3 protein-coding genes are annotated in these 1,578 nt (G+C 67.9%); 2 read left to right on the top strand and 1 reads right to left on the bottom strand.

What is annotated here, in order from left to right; all coding sequences use genetic code 11:
• The first annotated feature begins 142 nt into the window (after window positions 1–142).
• Together ACGF5C_RS34450 and ACGF5C_RS34445 are read left to right on the top strand one after the other, a co-directional pair.
• Window positions 143–727 carry an NADPH-dependent FMN reductase gene (locus ACGF5C_RS34450; RefSeq protein WP_393308554.1) on the top strand — a complete coding sequence of 195 codons (585 nt, stop codon included), beginning with the start codon at window positions 143–145 and terminating at the stop codon, window positions 725–727.
• Between the two features lie 10 nt (window positions 728–737).
• Window positions 738–1,205, top strand: a complete 468-nt coding sequence (locus ACGF5C_RS34445) for a nuclear transport factor 2 family protein (RefSeq protein ID WP_030518361.1) — start codon at window positions 738–740, stop codon at window positions 1,203–1,205.
• A gap of 15 nt (window positions 1,206–1,220) precedes the next feature.
• Here the strand turns inward: ACGF5C_RS34445 and ACGF5C_RS34440 are convergent.
• A partial coding sequence (locus ACGF5C_RS34440; protein WP_393308552.1) for a MarR family transcriptional regulator occupies window positions 1,221–1,578 on the bottom strand: 358 nt, incomplete at its 5' end.

The raw sequence follows: 1,578 nt of genomic DNA, 5'->3' as shown, positions 1-1,578 counted from the left end.
AGCGCCGATCCCCACACCGCGCAACCGGGTCCCGGCCCACCGTCACGCCCGCGAGCCGCCGGGCACAACCATCGCCTGACATTCCGGACGGCTGCGTCGTCGAAAGGACGTACCAGTTTTCAGCCATCCAGGAGCTCCGGACATGACCAGAATCGGCATCATCCTCGGCAGTACCCGCCCCAACCGCAACGGTGCCCAGATCGCGCAGTGGGTTCTGGACTCGGCATCGCGTCGCGGCGATGCCGAGTTCGAACTGATCGATCTGCGCGATCACCCGCTGCCGCATCTGGACGAGCCGGTGCCGCCGATGTTCGGCCCCTCGGTGCACGCGCACACCCGGGCCTGGGCCGAGCGGATCGCACCGTTGGACGGTTTCGTGCTGGTGACCCCCGAATACAACGGCGGGATGCCGGGGGTGCTGAAGAACGCCCTCGATCACGTCTTCGCCGAGTGGGTCGACAAGGCGGTCGGATTCGTCTCCTACGGCGCGAACGGCGGCGCCCGCGCGGTCGTGCAGCTGCGGGCGGTCTGCAGCTCGCTGGGGATGGCCGATGTGGGCTACCAGGTCTCGATCTCGGTGCTCACCGATTTCGAGAACCACACCACGTTCACCCCGCGTGACCATCACGCCGCCGCGCTGGACAAAACACTGGACCAAGTCGTCGCGTGGAGCACCGCACTGGCCCCGCTGCGGGCCGGCGCCGAAACCACTCTCGCCAATTCCTGAGGAGCCGAACATGACCGTATCCAACGACTTTCAGTCCCGCGCCGACCGGCTCGCGGCCGACGAAGCCGAGATCCGCCGCCAAATCGACCGGGTGGCCGACGGACTGCGCGCCAAGGATCTCGACGCCGTGCGGCAGGCGTACGCGACCGACGTCGTGTCCTTCGATGTCGAACCGCCACTCCAGCACGTCGGGATCGCCGCGAAACTCGACAACTGGGCCAAGGTTTTCCTGTTCTTCGAGAACGTGGACTACGAGATTCGCGATCTGACGTTCACCGTGGGCGAGGACGTGGCATTCGGGCACGCCTTCGCCCGGCTGCACGGCACGATGAAGAACGGGGTGGCCAACAGCGGTATGTGGGTCCGGGTCACCTACGGAATGCGCAAGATCGACGGCACCTGGCTGATCGTGCACGACCAGGTGTCGGTGCCGTTCGACATCGCGAGCGGCACCGGGGTCGTCGATCTCGAGCCCTGACAGGCCCTTTCGACGTCAGCCGGCGGAGACCGCTTCCTCGTAGGCGCGCAGTGTCGCGATGACCAGGGCCCGCTGCTCCGCAGTCAGCGGGCCCAGCGCGGCGCGCCACCCCCGATCCGCGCCACCGAGCCAGTCCGCCACCGCCTTTCGGTGCGCGTCGGCGATCGCGACGAGGGTGCGCCGCCGGTCGTTGTCGTCGGTGCGGCGTTCCAGGACGCCCTGGCGGCTGAGGTCGCCGATCATCAGGCTCACGGTGGTCGGCGCCACCTCCAGTCGCCTCGCCAGCTCGTTGACCGTGAGCGGCCCGTCGAACAGCACGTACGTCAACAACGACAGATGGCGCGGCGCCAGATCGAACGATCGCAGGGCGTCG

The organism is Micromonospora sp. NPDC047620, assembly GCF_043205005.1.
GTDB lineage: Bacteria > Actinomycetota > Actinomycetes > Mycobacteriales > Micromonosporaceae > Micromonospora.
The sequence above is the reverse complement of the archived record's forward strand: the minus strand, read 5'-3'. Positions and strand labels throughout refer to the sequence as shown.